The 19,243-nt window shown below is 40.8% G+C and carries 18 protein-coding genes; 13 read left to right on the forward strand and 5 right to left on the reverse strand.

Annotated elements, in window-relative coordinates:
• Positions 1-11 precede the first annotated feature (11 nt).
• Complete coding sequence (locus MHI11_RS04630) at positions 12-608, reverse strand: hypothetical protein (protein ID WP_340909629.1); 597 nt, start codon at positions 606-608, stop codon at positions 12-14.
• A gap of 83 nt (positions 609-691) precedes the next feature.
• Between MHI11_RS04630 and queG the strand changes: the two genes are divergently transcribed.
• The 9 genes from queG to MHI11_RS04675 all read left to right on the forward strand — a co-directional run bounded on the left by queG (position 692) and on the right by MHI11_RS04675 (position 10,605).
• Positions 692-1,840: a tRNA epoxyqueuosine(34) reductase QueG gene (queG, locus tag MHI11_RS04635; RefSeq protein WP_340962286.1), complete on the forward strand. Its 1,149-nt coding sequence runs from the start codon at positions 692-694 to the stop codon at positions 1,838-1,840.
• Positions 1,841-1,900: 60 nt separating this feature from the next.
• The gene (locus tag MHI11_RS04640) at positions 1,901-2,803 is read left to right on the forward strand and encodes an amidase domain-containing protein (RefSeq protein ID WP_282060478.1); all 903 of its coding nucleotides are present in this window, start codon (positions 1,901-1,903) and stop codon (positions 2,801-2,803) included.
• A 43-nt stretch (positions 2,804-2,846) separates the two neighbouring features.
• Complete coding sequence (gene trmL / locus MHI11_RS04645; protein ID WP_003211950.1) at positions 2,847-3,320, forward strand: tRNA (uridine(34)/cytosine(34)/5-carboxymethylaminomethyluridine(34)-2'-O)-methyltransferase TrmL; 474 nt, start codon at positions 2,847-2,849, stop codon at positions 3,318-3,320.
• Positions 3,321-3,836: 516 nt separating this feature from the next.
• On the forward strand, positions 3,837-5,732 hold the full coding sequence (locus MHI11_RS04650) for a PrkA family serine protein kinase (protein ID WP_003211752.1): 1,896 nt from the start codon (positions 3,837-3,839) through the stop codon (positions 5,730-5,732).
• A gap of 139 nt (positions 5,733-5,871) precedes the next feature.
• Positions 5,872-7,035, forward strand: coding sequence for a sporulation protein YhbH (gene yhbH, locus MHI11_RS04655; protein ID WP_340960529.1), 1,164 nt, complete (start codon positions 5,872-5,874; stop codon positions 7,033-7,035).
• A 363-nt stretch (positions 7,036-7,398) separates the two neighbouring features.
• Complete coding sequence (locus tag MHI11_RS04660; protein ID WP_034663794.1) at positions 7,399-8,031, forward strand: HlyD family efflux transporter periplasmic adaptor subunit; 633 nt, start codon at positions 7,399-7,401, stop codon at positions 8,029-8,031.
• 39 nt (positions 8,032-8,070) lie between these two features.
• Positions 8,071-9,690, forward strand: coding sequence for a DHA2 family efflux MFS transporter permease subunit (locus MHI11_RS04665; protein WP_065098964.1), 1,620 nt, complete (start codon positions 8,071-8,073; stop codon positions 9,688-9,690).
• 17 nt (positions 9,691-9,707) lie between these two features.
• Positions 9,708-10,232, forward strand: a complete 525-nt coding sequence (locus MHI11_RS04670; protein WP_340960530.1) for a flavodoxin family protein — start codon at positions 9,708-9,710, stop codon at positions 10,230-10,232.
• Between the two features lie 13 nt (positions 10,233-10,245).
• Complete coding sequence (locus tag MHI11_RS04675; RefSeq protein WP_111912671.1) at positions 10,246-10,605, forward strand: hypothetical protein; 360 nt, start codon at positions 10,246-10,248, stop codon at positions 10,603-10,605.
• A gap of 308 nt (positions 10,606-10,913) precedes the next feature.
• Here the strand turns inward: MHI11_RS04675 and cspB are convergent, their stop codons facing one another.
• Together cspB and MHI11_RS04685 are read right to left on the reverse strand one after the other, a co-directional pair.
• On the reverse strand, positions 10,914-11,114 hold the full coding sequence (cspB, locus tag MHI11_RS04680) for a cold shock-like protein CspB (protein ID WP_003212277.1): 201 nt from the start codon (positions 11,112-11,114) through the stop codon (positions 10,914-10,916).
• Positions 11,115-11,331: 217 nt separating this feature from the next.
• Positions 11,332-12,417 carry a GGDEF domain-containing protein gene (locus MHI11_RS04685; RefSeq protein ID WP_044141620.1) on the reverse strand — a complete coding sequence of 362 codons (1,086 nt, stop codon included), beginning with the start codon at positions 12,415-12,417 and terminating at the stop codon, positions 11,332-11,334.
• 98 nt (positions 12,418-12,515) lie between these two features.
• Here MHI11_RS04685 and MHI11_RS04690 point away from each other — a divergent pair, with 98 nt between their 5' ends.
• On the forward strand, positions 12,516-12,896 hold the full coding sequence (locus MHI11_RS04690; protein ID WP_044141641.1) for a hypothetical protein: 381 nt from the start codon (positions 12,516-12,518) through the stop codon (positions 12,894-12,896).
• Positions 12,897-12,930: 34 nt separating this feature from the next.
• On the opposite strand, the gene MHI11_RS04695 is transcribed toward MHI11_RS04690, so the two are convergent.
• A complete protein-coding gene (locus MHI11_RS04695) occupies positions 12,931-13,329 on the reverse strand; it encodes a spore coat protein (protein WP_065098962.1) in 399 nt (132 codons plus the stop codon).
• Between the two features lie 151 nt (positions 13,330-13,480).
• Between MHI11_RS04695 and MHI11_RS04700 the strand changes: the two genes are divergently transcribed.
• Together MHI11_RS04700 and MHI11_RS04705 are read left to right on the forward strand one after the other, a co-directional pair.
• Positions 13,481-13,990 (forward strand): YhcN/YlaJ family sporulation lipoprotein, encoded by a 510-nt coding sequence (locus tag MHI11_RS04700; RefSeq protein ID WP_003211812.1) that lies wholly within the window; start codon positions 13,481-13,483, stop codon positions 13,988-13,990.
• A 156-nt stretch (positions 13,991-14,146) separates the two neighbouring features.
• Positions 14,147-15,022: a hypothetical protein gene (locus MHI11_RS04705; protein WP_340962288.1), complete on the forward strand. Its 876-nt coding sequence runs from the start codon at positions 14,147-14,149 to the stop codon at positions 15,020-15,022.
• 29 nt (positions 15,023-15,051) lie between these two features.
• On the opposite strand, the gene MHI11_RS04710 is transcribed toward MHI11_RS04705, so the two are convergent.
• Positions 15,052-15,696 carry a spore coat protein gene (locus MHI11_RS04710; protein WP_065098961.1) on the reverse strand — a complete coding sequence of 215 codons (645 nt, stop codon included), beginning with the start codon at positions 15,694-15,696 and terminating at the stop codon, positions 15,052-15,054.
• A 144-nt stretch (positions 15,697-15,840) separates the two neighbouring features.
• Between MHI11_RS04710 and MHI11_RS04715 the strand changes: the two genes are divergently transcribed.
• Positions 15,841-19,221 carry a CheR family methyltransferase gene (locus MHI11_RS04715; RefSeq protein ID WP_340960531.1) on the forward strand — a complete coding sequence of 1,127 codons (3,381 nt, stop codon included), beginning with the start codon at positions 15,841-15,843 and terminating at the stop codon, positions 19,219-19,221.
• Positions 19,222-19,243 lie beyond the last annotated feature (22 nt).

The raw sequence follows: 19,243 nt of genomic DNA on the forward strand, positions 1-19,243 counted from the left end.
GCACTGTCAAGCTACAGTGCTTTTTCAATAAGTTCATATTTACTTTCTCCACCATGTATTTGTACAAACATCTTCGTCAAGGATTGGATGAGAGCTTCACTCTTTTCCCGGGAAATAGATGGCGGAAACAGGATGATTTGCAAAATGTTTTTTGTGTCTTGAGAAATGTGGGCTTTACTTGGTTGAGAAAATAATCCTTTAAGTCCTGCGTTGTCCTGCCATTCAATGTGACCACTCTCATGTTTTGCTAGTGAAAGCGGCTCTTCTAGACGATCAGCATCGAATGTTAGGATAGGCAAGAAATATTTTAAAGAGAAAAAGATCGACAAATCCTGTACGGAATTGGTCGAGTCAATAAATCGTTCTTTTTGGATATCAGCAAGAATTGGCAGGAAAGGAACGTCTTTTAAAAGGTCCGTCCATTCTTTGATTGCTGGTACTTCTTCTAATACTTTATCTTCGTATTCAAAAAATAAAGATTCTTGAAACAGGCGGAGCCGGCCTTTTAACATTTGAGGGGATGTGCCAACTTCAATATGCGAATATTCAATCTGTCCAACATGGATAGACGGGTTGTCAGGATGAGAAATTTCCATATGTATCTTCACAGTGACTCACTCCAATCGGTCATGATACACTCGTATTATACTGAAAACAACAGGAGAAACAAAGAAAGGAGGTTTGCAAGGTGATTCATGTTGGAGAATTAAAAGAAGAATTGATTCAATATGCGAAAGAAATTGGTGTCGATAAAATCCGATTTGCAAGTGCTGATACATTTGATTCATTAAAAGACCGCCTCATCTTACATGAATCGTTAGGGTATTTGTCAGGCTTTGAAGAGCCTGATATAGAGAAGCGAACAAACCCTTCTTTGCTGCTTCCGAAGGCCAAATCAATTGTTGCGATAGCGCTCGCGTATCCTTCCAAAATGAAAGGTGCTCCTCGAAGTACAAAGGATGCAAGAAGAGGAATCTTTTGCCGTGCTTCTTGGGGAACAGACTACCATGTTGTGCTGAAAAAAAAGCTTGATATGCTCGAAGAATTCTTGCGGAGTAAACATGTCGATATACGGACAAAATCAATGGTGGACACAGGAGAACTATCTGATCGTGCAGTAGCGGAACGCGCTGGCATAGGTTTTAGTGCGAAGAACTGTATGATTATCACGCCAGAGTTTGGGTCTTATGTGTATTTGGCTGAAATGATCACAAATGTCCCATTTGAACCGGATGAAAAAATTGAAGACCAGTGCGGAACGTGTAATAAATGTGTAGATTCGTGTCCAACTGGTGCACTTGTGAATCCAGGACAGCTGAATTCTCAACGGTGTATTTCCTTTTTAACGCAAACAAAAGGATTTTTGCCTGACGAATTTCGTTCGAAAATAGGAAATCGATTGTATGGGTGTGATACGTGCCAAATCGTCTGCCCGATCAATAAAGGGAAGGACTTTCACCTGCATCCTGAAATGGAGCCGGACCCTGAAATTGCGAAGCCGCTCTTAAAGCCGCTTCTTACGATCAGTAATCGTGAGTTTAAGGAAAAATACGGTCATGTTTCAGGTTCATGGCGGGGGAAAAAGCCAATTCAGCGAAATGCGATTTTGGCACTTGCTCACTTTAAAGATACATCTGCCTTACCCGTGTTGATTGATTTGATGCACAAGGATCCACGGCCTGTTATTCGGGGCACGGCTGCTTGGGCAATAGGGAAAATTGGCGATGAGGAGCTGCTCCCAGAGCTGGAAAAAGCCCTTGAGCGGGAAAGCGATGAGGAAGCGAAACAGGAAATTGTCAAAGGGATTGAGTTTTTACAGACACCTTTAAATACTAAATAACGTCCCTGTGAACATAGAATGAACCAAACAGAGATTTTAAAAAAGTTTGGTGGTGTCTGTGTGAAACAATTATTAGAGCAAACATTAGAAGACAGGCTTGGTTATTTATTAAATGGGAGTGCAATCAAACAGCCGCAGCTCATGTCTGATGTGGAAGCAGTCGAACGGAAAAAAGAGCTTTTTGCTAGAAGACAGGTGGAGATTGTCAAGGCGAAGGCGAAAGCAACACTTCTTGATTCAACGATTCAGGATGACGGGGCTCAGCATGTGCAGTATCTCGCTCATCTCACTTATGTATGCAAGGATGTAGACGATTCTTTTTATTTAGAGGAGCAGGTAGAAAAAAGAGAAGCGTTCCTTTACAACGACATGCTTGTGAAAGACCGGTTGATGATAGAAGAACGTCAAATGGAAGAGCAGGTGGATGAGCGCTTTCAGACCGAAGAACAGTTTGGGAGAGCCTTTCACTATGACCGGCGGGCAGCCGTACAATATGCGGAGACGTATTGGAATAAACGAAATCCCGCCTATAAAAACTTCGAAGATAACTGCACGAATTTTATTTCACAATGCTTGAAGGCAGGGAATGCGCCAACGAGAGGGTATCCGAACCGCGGATCTGGCTGGTGGGTGCGGCCGCACACGTGGAGCTATAGCTGGACGGTGGCTCATTCGATGAAAAATTATTTAGCGAATTCGAAAGCGGGTTTAAGAGCAAAGAAACTCACAGAAGCACAGGAGCTTCAAATTGGTGATGTCATTTGCTACGATTTTGAGGGAGATGGCAGGTATAATCATACAACCATTGTCGTCGATCACGATAAAGGCGGAATGCCTCTTGTGAATGCTCAGACATATGACAGCCGTATGCGTTATTGGTCGTATGAGGATTCGACTGCCTATACTCCTGCTATTCGTTATACGTTTTTTCACATTTTGGACGATGCCGCGAAGGATAGTTAATGGTATAATGTTGAGCGGAAAAGAAAATTAGAGGTGAACTTTTTTGGGACTTCATGTCGTTTTATATCAACCAGAGATTCCAGCTAATACTGGAAATATTGCGCGTACATGTGCAGCAACAAATACAACCCTTCATCTGATTCGTCCGCTTGGTTTTTCGACAGATGATAAAATGCTGAAGCGTGCAGGACTCGATTATTGGAAATATGCCAATGTCGTCTATCATGATTCACTTGATGAATTGTTTGAGGCACATCCGAAGGGACAATTCTTCTATATCACAAAATTTGGTCAAAAGCCGCATACGACATTTGATTACTCTCAGTTAGATGAAGATTACTTCTTCGTTTTTGGCAGGGAGACAAGTGGATTGCCGAAAGATTTGATCGAGCGGAATATGGACCGCTGCCTTCGTTTACCGATGACAGAACATGTTCGTTCTCTGAATCTATCGAATACGGCAGCAATTCTTGTGTATGAGGCACTTCGCCAGCAGCAATATCGAGATCTGATATAAGGTCATGATGAAAGCCGGGATGCCTATCTCGGCTTTTTTATATGAGATAAGGAACAAAATATGACTTGTTTAGTCTATTTTTTGACATATTGAAAAAATCAAAGGACAGTAAATATGTAGGTGCTAAAAACAACAAATTAAATGAAAAAGGATGTTCCGCTCATGGAACATCCTTTTCTTCATTTACCAGGCTTGCCTTCGTAGCCAGCTGTGAAAATGGATACTAAAAACGTAATGATGACGCCCATCATAATGACCGTTCTCATATAAGCTCCCCCTTATCCCTTTGTTTCTATCGCTGCCTATTTCATATGATGTGAAGTTCGCCTTGAAAAGCAGGAGAAGAAGATCATTTTTCTCCTGTTTTTCCTTTATTATGAAGGGTCTTGCGGATGGTTGTCAATTCAGTTTGCCAATTCGTCATTTTGAAGAACGAAAGCATGTAATAGGACGCCTCCGCATAGATTGTAAAACAGTATCTGATTACTTGCTTCAATCTTGAAAGAGGAGGTTCATATGGATATTTTAAAGAAAATCGAACAGCACAGAGAAGAAGAGCAGCGTCTCAAATGGGAAGGCACATTCGGCGAATATTTAGACATTATAAAGGAAAATCCACTTGTCGCTCAATCTGCTCATTCTCGCGTTTATCATATGATTAAAGACAGCGGGATTGAAGAGGAGAATGGGGTCAGAACGTACAAATTTTTTGATCAGGAGCTTTTTGGATTAGAGGAATCATTGGAAAGATTAGTGGAGGAATATTTTCACCCTGCTGCCAAGCGGCTCGATGTGAGGAAGCGTATTTTGTTATTGATGGGACCAGTGAGCGGGGGGAAATCTACGCTTGTTACTAGGCTGAAAAGAGGACTAGAAGAATATTCACTGACAGATCATGGCGCAGTCTATGCGATCAAAGGCTGCCCGATGCATGAAGATCCGCTTCATCTTATTCCGCAAAATCTACGTGAGGATTTCTATAGAGAGTATGGCATTCGTGTGCAGGGGAATTTGTCCCCTCTGAATATGATGAGGCTGGAAGAGGAATATGGTGGACGAATTGAGGATGTAAGGGTTGAACGGATCTTTTTCTCAGAGGATAAACGGACCGGTATTGGTACCTTTAGTCCGTCTGATCCGAAATCTCAGGACATTGCTGATTTAACAGGAAGCATCGATTTTTCCACTATTGCTGAATTTGGATCAGAGTCAGATCCAAGGGCCTACCGCTTTGATGGAGAACTCAATAAAGCAAACCGAGGGATGATGGAGTTTCAGGAGATGTTAAAGTGTGATGAGAAATTTCTATGGCATCTTCTGTCATTAACGCAGGAAGGAAATTTTAAAGCAGGCCGTTTTGCCTTGATTAGTGCAGATGAATTGATCGTCGCTCATACGAATGAAACCGAGTACCGGTCGTTTATTTCAAATAAAAAGAACGAGGCCTTGCATTCAAGAATTATTGTGATGCCGATTCCTTATAACTTGAAGGTGACAGAGGAGGAACGCATTTATCATAAAATGATTTCAGAAAGTGATGTCTCTGATGTGCATATTGCCCCGCATACGCTGAAGGTGGCAGCGATGTTCTCCATTTTGACAAGACTCAAAGAGCCGAAGCGTTCTGATATTGATTTGGTGAAAAAAATGCGCCTTTATGACGGAGAAAGTGTCGAGGGATTCCAATCTGCTGATATTGATGAGATGAAAAAGGAATTTCATGATGAAGGGATGAGCGGAATTGATCCGCGATATGTGATTAACCGCATTTCCTCCACTATTATCCGGAAGAATATGGAGTCGATCAATGCGCTGGATGTCCTTCGTTCGTTAAAAGAAGGACTCGATCAGCATCCATCTATCTCAAGCGAGGACCGGGAGCGCTATTTGAATTTTATTTCTGTTGCGCGAAAAGAGTACGACGATATTGCGAAGAAGGAAGTACAAAAGGCATTTGTGTATTCCTATGAGGAGTCTGCGAAAACGCTCATGGATAATTACTTAGATAATGTCGAGGCATATTGCAACAAAAACAAACTGCGTGATCCGTTAACCGGTGAAGAAATGAACCCTGATGAAAAGCTTATGCGTTCAATTGAAGAGCAGATCGGAATTTCTGAAAATGCGAAAAAGGCATTTAGAGAAGAAATTCTGATTCGTATTTCGGCTTATGCGAGAAAGGGCAAACGCTTTGATTATAATTCTCATGAGAGATTGCGTGAGGCAATTCAGAAGAAGCTGTTTGCTGATTTAAAAGATGTGGTGAAAATCACGACGTCAACGAAGACGCCGGATGAACAGCAGCTGAAGAAAGTGAATGAAGTAGTGGCTAGATTAATTGATGAACATGGCTATAATTCAACAAGTGCAAATGAACTTTTAAAATATGTAGGCAGTCTTCTCAATCGTTAATAAATGAAGGAGGCATTATTGGCGCACCTGCACCGGTAATGTCTTTTTTAGAAATGATCGTCAACTTGGGTGACGAGCAGCATAAGATAAAGGAATCGGTGGTTAGAAGAATTGTGCAAACAGGTGAGGAGGGGGATGGATGTCCCGGCAAGAAAAAAGTCAGTTTATTGTATCTCAGGAAGACTGGTCCCTCCATCGAAAAGGCTATGACGACCAGCAGCGTCATCAGAAAAAGGTCAAAGAAGCGATTAAAAACAATTTGCAGGATCTTGTCACAGAAGAAAGCATTATCATGTCTAACGGAAAAGATGTTGTCAAAATTCCGATTCGTTCGTTAGATGAATATAAAATTCGGTACAACTACGATAAAAATAAGCATGTGGGTCAAGGCGATGGAGACAGCGAGGTAGGCGATATTGTCGCACGTGATGGATCAGACAGTAAGCAAGGGCAAGGAAAGGGACAGAGCGCAGGAGATCAGGCTGGAGAGGATTATTACGAAGCTGAGGTCTCATTAATGGATCTTGAGGAAGCGCTGTTTCGGGAATTAGAGCTGCCAAACCTTAAACAAAAGGAGCTTGACGACATCATTGTCGAGCAAATTGAGTTTAACGATATTCGCAAAACCGGGTTAACAGGGAATATTCATAAAAAACGAACGATGCTGTCAGCATTTAAACGAAATGCAATGACAGGCAGTCCTTCCTTTTATCCAATCTACCCAGAGGATATCAAATATAAGACGTGGAATGAAGTGACCAAACCAGAGTCGAAAGCCGTCGTTTTGGCGATGATGGATACGAGCGGAAGTATGGGACTTTGGGAAAAATATATGGCGAGAAGTTTTTTCTTTTGGATGACACGTTTCTTACGGACAAAGTATGAAACGGTTGAAATTGAATTTATTGCTCATCATACGGAGGCGAAGGTTGTCGATGAAGAGCATTTCTTTTCGCGGGGGGAGAGCGGAGGAACCATTTGCTCCTCTGTCTATCGAAAAGCGCTAGAGCTCATAGACGAACGTTATCCGCCGTCGCGATATAATATTTATCCTTTTCATTTTTCTGATGGAGACAATTTGACCTCAGACAATGCACGATGCGTGAAGCTTGTTTCTGAAATTATGAAAAAAGCCAACTTATTCTGCTATGGTGAAGTGAATCAATACAACCGGCATTCTACATTAATGTCAGCATATAAGCATATACAGGATGAGAAATTTAAGCATTATATTTTGAAACAAAAATCAGACGTTTTTCTTGCCCTAAAAAAATTTTTTCAGCAGGAAGAAGTTCTTTCGTAAATAGCACATTTGAAAAAACCTTTCAGCATAAGGGCTGAAGGGTTTTTTGTATGGAGAAGGAAGGGATCACCAGAAAAAAAGTAAAACTTTCTCTTTGACATTTCAATTTTCATTTATTAATATTTAATCTTGTTAAATATAAGTTTTTCAAAAAAGATGCCGATCGTCTTTTCTTCTTTTTCTTCTCTTTGCTCATGAGTGAACAATAAGTATAAATGGGCTGCACACCATTATTCATGCGGGGAAGATGAAGGAGATATAACAGTTTTATGAGCTTGCTTCATATTCTGTCAGATGATGGGCATTCTAAGTTTGCTAAAGCAGATGACACTATATTTTTATACATGAAAGGAGAAACAAAACATGAACAGAGGGCGTTTATTGCTAACGAATATTATTGGCCTTATTGTAATTCTTGCCATTATTGCCGGAGGTGCTTATTACTACTACGAAAGCACAAATTTTGTCAAAACTGACGAGGCGAAAGTGACAGGTGACATGTATCAAATCACAGCACCAGCAGCTGGACAAATCAAAGGCTGGGATATCAATGAAGGTGACGAAGTGCAAAAAGACAGCACAGTCGCAAAAGTTGAAGGAGAAACAAAAACAAACATTAAATCAGTGGCTGATGGCACATTAGTCAAAAAAGAAGTACAAAACAATCAACAAGTGCAGCCTGGTACAGTTCTTGGTGAAACGATTGATTTAAGCAAGCTTTACATCACAGCAAATATCAAAGAAACAGATATTAAAAGCATTGAAAAAGGCGACAAAGTCGACATCGTGGTAGATGGTGATCCTGATACAACATTTGAAGGAACAGTTGAACAAATTGGTTATGCGACAAACTCAACATTCAACATGCTGCCAGCAACAAACTCAAGTGGTAACTATACAAAAGTGACACAAAAAGTAGCAGTGAAAATTTCAATTAAAAATCCATCAGACAAAGTACTTCCTGGTATGAATGCTTCTGTCAAAATTTCATCTTAATGATGATTGATATCAAAAAATGAAAGGAGGTTGTCTGAGATGGCAAATCAACCTGCAGCAACAAAACAGGGAGCAGGCTCCTTGTCTTTACTGATCATTTTAATGGCCGGCTTGTTCGTTGCGATTTTGAACCAAACACTTCTGAACGTAGCCATGCCCCATTTAATGACTGAATTTAATGTGAGTGCAACGACGATTCAGTGGCTTACAACAGGTTATATGCTTGTCAACGGTGTGCTGATTCCGTTATCTGCGTTTTTAATCACACGCTTTGGACAGCGCAGCTTATTCCTAGTTGCCATGATCTCGTTTACACTAGGGACCTTTATTTGCGGGATTGCGCCGAACTTTTCGACCATGCTCATTGGTCGTTTGATTCAGGCAATCGGCGGCGGTATCCTGCAGCCGCTCGTGATGACAACAATCCTTTTTATTTTCCCTCCTGAAAACAGAGGAAAAGGAATGGGGATTTTCGGTCTTGCGATGATGTTTGCTCCAGCGGTAGGACCAACATTATCTGGTTACATTATTGAACATTATTCTTGGCGTATTATGTTTTATGGACTTGTTCCAATCGGAGCAATTGTCATTATCGCGGCTTTCTTTATGTTTAGAAATATTGTAGAGCCTAAAAAGATCAAGCTGGACAGCCTTGGTGCGGTTCTTTCCATCGTTGGTTTTGCTTCGCTCCTATACGGAGTGAGTGAAGCTGGAAGTGATGGCTGGACAGATCCGATCGTCTTATCGACGATTATTGTTGGTGCGATTGCGATCATTCTCTTTATTTTCCAACAGCTGAAAGCTGATAATCCGATGCTTGATTTCCGAGTGTTTAAATACAGCATTTTCTCATTATCAAGTGTCATTAATATTATTATTACAGTTGCCTTATACACTGGGATGTTCTTACTTCCGATTTATCTGCAGAACCTCGTTGGGTTTACGGCATTGCAATCCGGGCTATTAATGCTTCCAGGGGCACTTGCGATGCTGATTATGTCCCCGATTTCAGGGATTTTGTTTGATAAATTTGGACCTCGTCCGCTTGCGATTGTGGGGATGCTCATTACCGTTGTCACCACATTCGAGTTTACAAGGCTGACGATTGATACATCATATAGTCACATTGTGCTCATGTATGCAGTTCGTGCATTCGGTATGTCACTCCTTATGATGCCTGTGATGACAGCTGGGATGAACCAATTACCACAGCACTTAAACAGCCATGGTACAGCGATGTCTAATACATTAAGACAAATAAGCGGTTCGATCGGTACGAGTTTGATCACAACGATTTATACGAATCGGACAACATTCCATTATTCCAATATGGCGGATCAAACAAATACAGCGGACCCGTTCTTTATGAATTCATTCCAGGCGGCTGTGTCGAATGTGATGCACCATATGGGCATGACAGCTGAAGCTGCTCAAAAATATGTATCCACCCAGCTTTTTACGAAAGCACAGGTTGATTCAAACGTAATGGGTATCAATGATGCTTACATGTGGGTAACGTTATTCTGTGCCGCTGGTGTCATTCTCAGCTTGTTCCTGCGTGATGTACGTAAGGATAAAAAGAGAAAAGACCAGCAGCATAAAAAACAAGAAATGACACTGCTTCCAGCACCTAAGGAAGCAAACCAAGATGCAAGATAAGTGTGGAGGGACCGTACATGAAAATTTATGTCGTATACGATAGTGAAGGTGACCATACAAAAGCACTGGCAGAAGCAATTGCAGCGGGTGCAGGTGAAACAGAGCACGCTGAAGTATTCGTCGATCATGTGAAAGATGCGGATATTCGCAAGCTGGATCAAATGGATGCGATCATTTGGGGCTGCCCTGGTCACTTTGGGACCATTAGTTCTGGGTTAAAGACATGGATTGACCGTCTTGGCTACTTATGGGCAGAAGGAAAACTGATCGATAAAGTCGGTGCCGTTTTCTGTACAACTGCTACAACGCACGGCGGTTTAGAAATGACGATGCATAATTTAATTACACCAATGTTCCACCAAGGGATGCTTGTTGTTGGCCTTCCTGGAAATGTGCCAGAAAATGCTTTATACGGCTCTTACTATGGAGCAGGTGTGACATGTCCGATTGATTCTGATGAAGTGATTTCGTCAGAAGGCATTGAACTTGGGAAAGCATTAGGAAGACGTGTAGCATCAGTCACTGCGTCATTTAAGCGATAAGGAGAGGGTTCTTTTGGCGACGATTATTGTAGCGTTAGTAGCTGCTGTTCTAGTCATTATCGGATTAGTAGCATTCAATGTCAGACACGCTTCGATCGAGAAGAAAGAGATCAATGAAGATGTGCCCAATCAGCCTGACGTGCCCCGCAGCGAGTCAGAAGTTGCGGCGAGACCTGTAGAGCCTGAAGTAGAAGAAGAAGCGTCAACGCCTTCTCAAACGGATGAACGAGTGTCTGGTGATGATTTCTATAGACAGGCGCTTCAAAAGTTTAAGCAGCCAGAACCACCTGTCAAAGAAGAAGAGCCAGAAACTAAAATGAATGATGACATGTATCGTTCTGCTTTGCAGAAGCTAAAGCAGAAGGACAAATAAAAAAGAGAACCTCTTGTCAGGTTCTCTCAGCGTGTAGACAAACCCTTGCATTCGGTGTCCTGCGCGCTGGTGCTCACGAATGTCAAATTCGCTCCGCGCCAGTGCTCGTCCTTCCTAGACTTCAAAGGTTTTCTATCACGCTGAAAAGAAGACAAAGGGCTAAAATAAAACCATTTTAGCCCTTTGTCAACAATTTGAAGAGAACCTCTTGTCAGGTTCTCTTTTTTGTATAGCACAAAAAAACCGCCGGCAGAAGCCGAGCGGTTTTCCTTCACTCTATAAAGTGCTAAAGAGCAGATGCTCTTAAATTACGCTTTGTTAACGTTAGCAGCTTGTGGTCCACGGTTACCTTCAACGATTTCGAAAGAAACTGCTTGACCTTCTTCTAAAGTTTTGAAGCCTTCGCCTTGGATAGCAGAGAAGTGAACGAATACATCGTCTTGACCTTCTACTTCGATGAATCCGAAACCTTTTTCAGAGTTGAACCATTTTACTTTACCTTCTAACATGAAATTTCCTCCTAAAGCGATCTTAACGCTTAAATTCACTATTCTTGCTCTTACACAAACTTCAAAGACGAAAACTCTTTCAAAACTTTCTTCTTAAAGATGATACGAACAAAAATAATTACCTTTACTTTACCAGTGTTTGCGGGAAAAAACAACTGTTATCCAAAAACTTTTTTAAAAATAATTAGCGCTAACAAATTGAGGAAATAGCCTATATTCATTGGCCTCTTTTTCTTCCTGAGAAGCTCACTTGATTTCGGCCAGACTGCTTCGCTTTATAGAGCTCCTGATCAGCTATAATCGGTAATTGTTTGATGTCTCGACTTCTCGCGGAGTAATACGCACACCCAAGTGATACTGTAATATGAATGGACATGCCATTTTGTAAATAAATCGGCTGATCTGCTATTTTTCTCCGTAAGCGTTCTGCAATCTGCCATGTTTTTTCAACTGTACAATTGGGTAGAAGGACGGCAAATTCCTCACCGCCGATCCGGCCAATATAATCTGAGCTTCTTGTGTTTTTGATCAGCCTTTTTCCGATTTCTTTTAAAACCAAATCTCCCTCATGATGTCCATATTGGTCATTAATGGATTTGAAGTAATCGATGTCTAAGTAAATAAGGGACATTTGTTGGATAGGCTGCTTAAATTTCATCGAAAAAGCATCATTTAAGACCTCATCGAACTTCCGTTTATTTAAAACACCTGTTAAAAAGTCATAATGAGCTTGGAATTTATACAAATTCAATAGCTGATATGCTTTTGTTTGATGCTCAATGACGTAAAAGTTAAACAAACCAGCAATATATGAGAACATCCAATAAGCAAAATGTAGTTCAAATGATGTCTCATGCACGATCATGATAAACAGGCTTGTGGCAATCACATTACCTAACGTAATGGACAAAAGCATTTTCATAACTTGATTCATATGGCGCTCAGCAATTAAAAAAGAAGCTGTTGCGATGATCATCATGGAAAAAATGTTGATGAAAGAAGCGACGTTGGCTTCGATTAATAATCGACCAATGATTACAACACAGGCTGCAATGATGGTTTGGGCGATGCCTCCATAAAAGGCAGTTAAAATAAGGGGGATATGTCTTAAATCGACGATAGCTGGTCCTGCTTTGATAGAGAAGAACATTAAGAGGACACCGAGTAACCCAGAAAGAATGCCTTTGCATAGTTGTCTGAGCAGGGTATCTTCTTTCTTAAGAAAATTCTCTTTAAACACAAGCAGAAATAAATAATGAAAAGTGACAAGAATTGTTAAATTAATAAAGAGGTCTCTTAGCAAAATTAAATCACCTTTTTAAAATTACTAAAATTTGTTGCAAAAGAAAAGGGGAAAAAGGATAATTAATAAAAATTTCACTTATGAAGGGATCGAAAAACATGCGAGGAAAACGCTTCCCAGATGAAACGGACTGGCTCTCTTTTTTTGAAACGGAGCCTGATGAAAGGTTCGAGAAAGGGATGCCTATTGAATATCAAAGCCTGACATTTCGATTTGAGAATCAAGACGAGCGTTTCGTTGTCACGATGTACCTTGGAAGTCAAGAATTTACGTTAAAAGCTGTTCGAAAAAAAGATGGATCGTTTTTAGGCATCTATGATTTTAAAACCGTGCAGCATGTAGAGATAAAAAAGGACCGGCCAAACGAAAAAGAGCTCTTACTCATAGTAGAAGCTTATGGCGATTTTATCACAACAGTTGAAATTACCTTTTTACCTTTCTTCTCTGTAATGGTGAAAGAGCATTTTTCAGGAGAATAAACAGGAGCCTCTATTCATAAAGGCTCCTGTTTTCTTATTTGTGCTCGATGTCATTGATCACTTGTTGGATTGATTCATCATCCATCACATTCATGACACTTTCATCAATATGGAGAGACTGTGCATAAGACTCTCTTGGCTGATGGTTTCTTGATGTCGATTGGTGCTGATTCGTATGGTTTGGCTGTACAGCAGTAAATGCCTGCTTCATCATTTGTCCGATTTCCGCAGTTCCCTTTGCTTCTTTCTGTGCGTGTGACTCGTTTCGAGACGATTCATGGTGCTGTTGATCTTTTCCCTTCATCATTGAAGACATATTCATTTGCGTCATGCTTTTCAGTCTTCTTCGTAAAACCGGGGAAAATAATGCAATGATGGCTGTTGATGCTGCGATCATTGCGCCAGTGCTCATGCCTTTTCTTTTTTTAAACAAACGAATCCCTCCATTTGATCGTGATGATTCTTCTTCATCATGTTTAGGATGACCAAACAAAGCTGAATTATGAATTCATTTCGCTGAAAGAGAGGATGTATGCATAAAAAGCCGGCTGGATGAAAAACCTAAGAGCAAAAGGAGGGAATAAATGATGAATAAGAAATGGATGCTATCTTTACTACTCGTTCCAGCATTGATCACCACTGGATGTGGTATGAACAACCAGGGCGATGAGCGAAGAGGAACAATGAAACGACAGTATGAAAATGTCACATATAAGAATGACAACATGCGGCAGGATCAGCCAGATGTTCAAACACCTCAGAAGGTCAAAGTGGCAGATAAAGCGTCAGAGCTAGTAGCCAACATGTCTGAAGTAAAAACAGCGAACGTACTTGTTACAGGAAAGAATGCATTTGTTGCTGTTATGCTTGAAGGCGATAAAAGCGGTAATGTGACAGAAGATTTGAAAAAGAAAATTTCTGATAAAGTCAAATCAACGGATCAACAAATCGATAATGTGTATGTATCTGCGAATCCAGACTTTGTCGATCGTATGGAAGGGTATGGAAAACGTATTAGAAGCGGAGAGCCCATCTCAGGATTTTTCGATGAATTTACTGAAACGGTCAGACGTGTCTTCCCTGAATCAAAATAGCTACGACAAAAGCCGTATGTCATATGCGGCTTTTTTGTTTGGAACCGCACCTTGCGCACCTGACTGCATAAAGTAAAAAATATATCACCTCTTGTTGATCTTTGTTTCTTCATAGAAAGAGAAAGAGGCTGCAGGATGAATTCAGGTGGGGAGCAAATGAAAGCCAAGCCGTCATTGATTCATAAAAAGCTTGTAGGCGGAATGATAGCAGCAGGTCTCATTTTTTATGCTTTCACCGCGTACTTGATTTATGTTGCGTTTCAGCTGACAGGACAATATTTAGAGCAGCAGTCTTCTCCTAAAACGATTTTAACGGAGGGACTCAATAAGCAAGTCTATGAACATATTAGAATATACTATGCAGAGGAAGAGGACGCTTTTGTTGATTTGACAATTGAGGCTATGGATCAGGCAAAGAAGAGGACAGCGTCAGTATTTCAATTTGAAACTGACAAACCTTTAGACATTATTTATTTTGATGATAAAGAGACAATCGAGCAATTTGCAGGAATCAAGCATATTACGGGTTTTTACTCCGATCATGATCAAATGATAGGGGTATATCCAGATAAGCGGGAAGCATTATTGAAGAAAGAGACACTCCCTTTATACTTTTTCAACACGTTATTGATTCATGAATATGCTCACTTTGTTTTCTATGAAAAAGTTCATTCTTACGAAGTGTCCCCGGTGATCTTTCCCCTTTGGTTCCATGAAGGAACAGCAGAATGGACGGCCTATGATGTGCTGAATGCCACGTCTGAACGGTTCGATGTCATTCCTTTTGAATGTCTTTATTCTGATCAAGACTGGCAAGATTCTCGCACGACGTATGAGACAGATGTTTATGTGCAAAGCTACTATATGATTTATGAGCTCGTGCAGCTTTATGGACGAGACGTCATACATGAGATTATGGAGGAAACGGCGAAGACTGGCCGTTTTGATAGAGGTTTTGAACAAGCGACAGGACAACGTCTGGCAGATTTTGAAGAGCAATTTAAACTGAGTTATCAAAGAAAAAACGGCTGACCTGAGGATATAGGTCGGCCGTTCTTTGTTTAATGAAGCGGTTTTTGCTGATTGGCTTTGTTTTGCGGCATTTGAACTTGGCCCTTCATTGGGGCAAATGTAGACGTCATCGCCTGCATATCTTGAGCTGTAAGCTGCGGAACTTGATAATAGCTATGTTTATTTTGATATAAGAAAATTTCATACGCCATTTCAATAAAGTTCGGAATTTGCGCTGCAAGCACACGTCGCACCACAGGGTTTGTTACCTCTAGTGCAGTCATTGAAAGTAATCCAGCATGTGATTTCACGAGACCTAGCATATGCCCTGTAATTCCCGAGTCCTTTACATCCTGTAACGATTGATTTGGCTTCTTAGGCTGAGATGGTTTTATTCCGTATGTCACCTGTGTTTGTTCTTTCATCATATACGTAGATGTTTCTTCACTATGCTTTTGACCAGTAGAAAAACAATCTACCGTGACATTATACTGTGACAATACAAATTGATATTGTCGATCTAAAATGTCGGATAATGCGGGATCTTGGATGAATTGGCGAAAGATCATGTATTGATCCAAAATATTAATGGTCCCTGCTAATACTTCATGTAAATCAAATAACTCATGCCCGCCATGATTGAATTGAGGCTGCTGGACATTTCCTTGAACGTTTGTCTGCTGATCGTTTTGCATTGAGATTCCTCCTTCTGTTTATACAATCAGTTTTAATGTGAGGATGTTTTCCTTCTTTCATGCAAAAAACATTATTTACAATTAGAGGGTTTTCTTCCTTTTTGTCGAAAAAAAGTATCAGACGAATGAACATGGGGGTACCAGATGCAGGACAAAATCATTAATCGTTTGATAGAAGACGAACATGTGCAGGCACCAGTGATTGGCATCGGTGTTTCGCCGTTTGAACAGCATCATCTTGAGGCTTTTTTTCAATCATTTCCTCATGAATTAAATGCCTCTTTTATTGTTGTGCAAAATCATGTGACGGGCGATTGTATAACTGATTTGGAAGCACTTGTTTTACCGATTGGCTACCGGGCAAAAACGATTAAACATGGTGAGAAAGTCATGAAGAAGACGATTTATTTTTGTCCACAGCATGCGGTTGTGACGTTAACAGAAGATCAGCGGCTGCACCTATCAGAGCAGCTGCCTCCGTGCATGGCTTGCTCTGTGGATTTGCTTTTTCAGTCTCTCGCCAGCGTTCAAAAGGAAGAGGCTTTTGCGATTTATTTTCAAAAAGGTCATTGTGTGGGAAGTGGCTTGCTTCAGTTGGTTGAGCAGGGCGGTACAGCTTTATCGTGCAGCGAGGTAGAAAGTGGTTTTGACACCTTGTATCAACAAACATTCAAAGACCCTTCCACCCTTGCGGCATATATCGCCAATATCATTAACGTTCCGCACATCGATGAGGCAGATCCTGTATTACTGAGAATTATTGAACGTCTTGAAATGTATAAAGGCATTGCCTTTTCAACCTATCAAAAGAAAAGGCTGCTATCTGTCATTCAAAAACGAATGAGGATTGCAAAAAAACGGATTTCATTATTAGCAGAGTACGACTGCTTATTAGAAAGAGAACCAGATGAGCTTGACCTTCTGCACGTACAGCTTCTAAGCGGTATGACATCTTTTTTTAGGGATATGGAGGCTTTTCGTGTATGTGAACATCAGATCATTCCGTCGATCATTGAAAATGCGGTGAAAAACGGGAAATCTCGATGCCGTATTTGGATTGCTGGATGTTCGACAGGAGAGGAAGCCTATTCTTTTACGATCTTATTTTTAGAAGAAATGAAGAGAAGACAAGTGACCATTGAACTTCAAGTATTTGCAACAGATATCAACCGAAAAGCCATTCAAACAGCTAGTAAAGGTCTTTACTCAGTAGAGTCTATGGCAAGGATGCCGGAAAAATGGCGGGCGCGATATTTCGAAAGGAAAGGTGACGCTTTTATTGTGAAGCAGTCGCTTAGAAAACATATTGTTTTTGCACCTCACAATTTATTGATCGATTCACCTTTTATCCACCTCGATTTTATCAGTTGCCGAAATGTTCTGATGTACTTCCAGCCTGAAGTGCAAAAACGAGTATTGTCCCGATTCCAATATGCTTTAAAAGATCAAGGGATGTTGATATTAGGGCCAAATGAAACTGTACCCAATATCCCTCGTTTGTTTCATTTGTTCAATGAAAAATGGAACATTTACACCCATTCAAACGTTTCAAAACCACATGTTCCTTGGACACCAGACGCTCGTGATATCGAGTTGAAAGCGCGAGCCGAACAATATATGCAAGAAGTAAGCAAGGATTATGATGCATGTATGATCATCAATGATAGTGACAAAATTCTGGCAGTATCAAAGGGTGCGTATTCTTTTTTAGACCATACAGAAGTGTCAGATCAATCATGTGAATATGTGACACCTGATTATATGAAAGAGATGCTCAGTCAAACCTTTCAAAAGGTGTGGACAGACGAGACAGAGGTTGTGTTTCAACATGTTCTCATTTCGGAAAAAGGCAGCAAGCAGTATGCAGATTTTACCGTGAAAAGTTTTGACCGCCGTTTTAAGGGAGTTTACGTCATTCTCATTCGAATGAATGAGAGAGGAAAAAATCAAAAGAACGGCAGGGACATAGGGATGTCAGATCAGAATTCAGTCTATCAACAGCGTATTGTCGATTTAGAAAATGAACTCAATGAAGTCAAACAAAAGGAGCAGGAGGCAAGGGCTCAATTAAAAGCAAAACACACGCAATTAGAGGAGTTTGAGAAAAAACACGAGCATTATATAAATATCATAAACAACTTGAGGGTGACAAGAGAAGAACTGTACAGACCCTCTGTCAAGCCGGAGCTTGCAACGCTGTTTGTGGACAGGGACATGAATATTCGCTATTACACTCCTACAGCTGCCTCTTTATTTACTTCTGCGAAAATCAGACATCAGCAATCCTTTCGGTCGATGGCTAAAAAGCTTACGCAGGAAACGCTCTATCATGATATCCAATCCGTCATCTCGGATAGGCGCGCGATCGAACGTGAAATTGAAACGAACGAAGGCGAGCAATTCACCGTTCACATCACACCCATCTTCGATGAAGAACATGAAGGAGCAGTGATGACTTGGATTAAAATGACTGAAGTAACGAAAATCAAGCAGTCGCTTCATCTAGCGGTGACGGCACTTGATAACAGCCATATTCATATTGTTGTGGCAACTGAGGAAGGAGTCATCCAATGCGTGAATCAGCGTTTCTGTCAGTTTGTCCAGCAGCATGAATTTGACCTGATCGGCAAAGATATTTTTTCTGTCTATCATTCGCTATGTCAATGTGATGATTTAGAGAAGCAATGGAAGGTTTGTTTAAGAGAGGGCAGCTGGACAGGTGAGCTGTACTTTCAAGATTTATCTGGACGCGAACGATGGGAGAGAGTCTCTTTACATCGAATCGATGACCCTGACAAAATGCAGTCAACCGTCATGCGGATTTCAGAGGATATCACCAATCAAAAGCAGTCAGAGAAGATGCTGATGAAATCAGAGATGCTGTCAGCAGTAGGGCAGCTTGCAGCAGGCATCGCTCATGAGATACGGAACCCGCTGACATCATTAAAAGGATTTTTACAGCTGATGATTCAAAGTAAAAAGTATCAGAAAGATTATGCAGATGTGATGATGTCAGAGTTTAATCGGCTCGAGTCAATTATTAATGAATTCCTCGTTCTTTCTAGAAGCAAATCGGTGAAATTTGAACCGGTACATGTCAATCTTCTGCTCGAAGAAGTGATCATGGTCGTTGAATCCCAGGCGGTCTTAAAAGGTGTTTCCATTCAGAAAAAGCTGTCTCCGTCGCTCCCTAACATTCAAGGCATTCCGAATGAACTGAAACAAGTCTTCCTAAACATCCTTAAAAACGGAATAGAAGCGATGGATGGTGTGACAGGCGTCATCAAGGTGACCTCTCTCATGAAAGATCATCAAATGATGTTGATATTTGAAGACCAAGGAAAGGGAATACCAGAGGACGAAATAGGGAAACTCGGTGAACCATTTTATACAACAAAAGAAAAGGGGACAGGTCTTGGTTTAATGATGACCATTAAAATCATTGAAAGCCATGGCGGCACTATTCGTTTTGAAAGCAAAAACTTTGAGGGGACACGAGTAATTATTACCTTTCCAATGAGTTAAAAAGACAAGTTTTACATGAAAT

The organism is Bacillus sp. FSL K6-3312 (genome assembly GCF_038007485.1).
Classification (GTDB): Bacteria; Bacillota; Bacilli; order Bacillales; family Bacillaceae; genus Bacillus; species Bacillus pumilus.